1 protein-coding gene is annotated in these 1840 nt (G+C 73.4%); it reads right to left on the bottom strand.

Annotated elements, in window-relative coordinates:
- On the bottom strand, nt 1-1736 hold a 1736-nt coding region (locus tag FV223_RS26555; RefSeq protein ID WP_147729724.1), incomplete at its 3' end, for a monovalent cation:proton antiporter-2 (CPA2) family protein.
- Nucleotides 1737-1840 lie beyond the last annotated feature (104 nt).

Below are 1840 nucleotides of genomic sequence, written 5' to 3'. Positions count from 1 at the left end.
CCCTCGGGGAGCGCCCCGGCCTGCTGCAGCACGAGGCGGGCGACGTCGCGCTTGCGCACGTCCTCGACCCGCGCGGCGGCGGCGTCGGCGGACAGCCCGAGGCCCTCCAGCGTCGCGCGGCCGAACACCAGGGCGGATTCGGCGGTCTCGCGGATGTGGAAGTCGACGTCGCGGTTCATCAGCTCGACGGCGTGCATCCGGTCGTAGGCGCGGACGTAGGTGCGGACCGACTCGAACTCCTCGTGGACGATGTCGACGATCTTCAGCGCCGCCTCGGCGTCGTCGATGCACAGGCACACCAGGTCGACCCGGCCGATGCCGGCGGCGCGCAGCACGTCGAGGCGGGTGCCGTCGCCGTAGTAGATCCGGAAGCCGAAGCGCGAGGCCGAGCGGATCTGCTCGACGTCCTTGTCGATCACCGTGACGCCGATGCCCTCGGCGAGCAGCACCTGCGTCAGGATCTGCCCGAACCGGCCGAAGCCGATCACCAGGACGCGGGCCTCGGCGCTCTCGACCACGTCGGTGGCCGGCAGCGCCTCGCCGCCGCGGCGGGCGCGGGCGAGGTCGAGCGCCTTGTCGAGGCCCTTGGCCGCCACCGGTCCGATCAGCATGGTGAGGGCGGCGAGCGCCACCGCGAAGCGCGTGGCGGTGGCGTCGGTCAAGCCCAGCGAGCCGGCGAGCGGCAGCAGCACGAAGGCGAACTCGCCGGCCGGCGCCAGGATCGCGGCGCCGCGCACCGCGTCGAGCCAGGTCGAGCCGAACAGGCGGAACAGCCCGGCCACCAGCGCGACCTTGACCAGGATCGCCGCGAAGGTCGCCCCGAACAGCAGCGGCCAGACCGCGCGCACCAGCCCGCCGTCGATCGACATGCCGACGCTCATGAAGAACAGGCCGAGCAGCATGCCGCGGAACGGCTCGATGTCGGCCTCGAGCTGGTGGCGGAAGTTCGATTCCGACAGCAGGATGCCGGCCAGGAACGCGCCCATCGCCATCGACAGGCCGACCTCGGCCATCAGCAGCGCGGTGCCGAGCACCACCAGGAGGGCCGCCGCCGTCATCACCTCGCGGGCGCCGCTCGCGGCGAGCAGGCGGAAGAAGCGGTTCAGGCCGTAGCGGCCGACGAGCACCACGGCGACGATCGCCGCCAGCGCCTTGCCGGTGGAGAGCGCCGCGTCCCCGAGCCAGGGCGCGCCGCTGCCGCCGCCGGCCGATGCCAGGAGCGGCATCAGCGCCAGGATGCCGACGACGGCGATGTCCTGGAACAGCAGCACCGCGAAGGCGCGGCTGCCGTAGGCGGTGCCGAGGTCGCCGCGCTCCTCCAGGAGCTGCAGCGCCACCGCGGTGGCCGAGAGCGCCAGCGTGATGCCGATGATGCCGCTGGCGCTGGGCGCCGCGCCGAGCAGCACGCCGAGGCCCCCGAGCACGATCGCGCAGACGACGAGCTGCGCCGTGCCGAGCCCGAAGATGTCGCGGCGCATCGAGACGAGCTGCGACAGGTGCAATTCGAGCCCGACGATGAACAGCAGCAGCACCACGCCGATCTCGGCGACGCTCGCCGCCGTCTCGGGCTCGGCGATCAGCGACAGGCCGGACGGGCCGATCAGCACCCCGGCGACGAGGTAGCCCAGCACCGCGCTCTGCCCGAGCAGCCGGAAGATCGGCACGCCGATCACCGCCGCCGACAGGAACGTCAGCACCGGCGGCAGGAAGCTCGCATGTTCGGCCGGGCTCGCCATGAAGCGCCTGATCGCGAGGACGGGACGTCCTGCCCTTACCGCGGACGGCGCGGAGGCGCGAGGGCCTTGCGGGTGCCGTTCGTCACCCGGCCGGCCCGCGGCGG

The organism is Methylobacterium sp. WL116, from assembly GCF_008039455.1.
Classification (GTDB): domain Bacteria; phylum Pseudomonadota; class Alphaproteobacteria; order Rhizobiales; family Beijerinckiaceae; genus Methylobacterium.
Note: the sequence above shows the minus strand (reverse complement) of the source record. Positions and strands in the feature narration are given on the sequence as shown.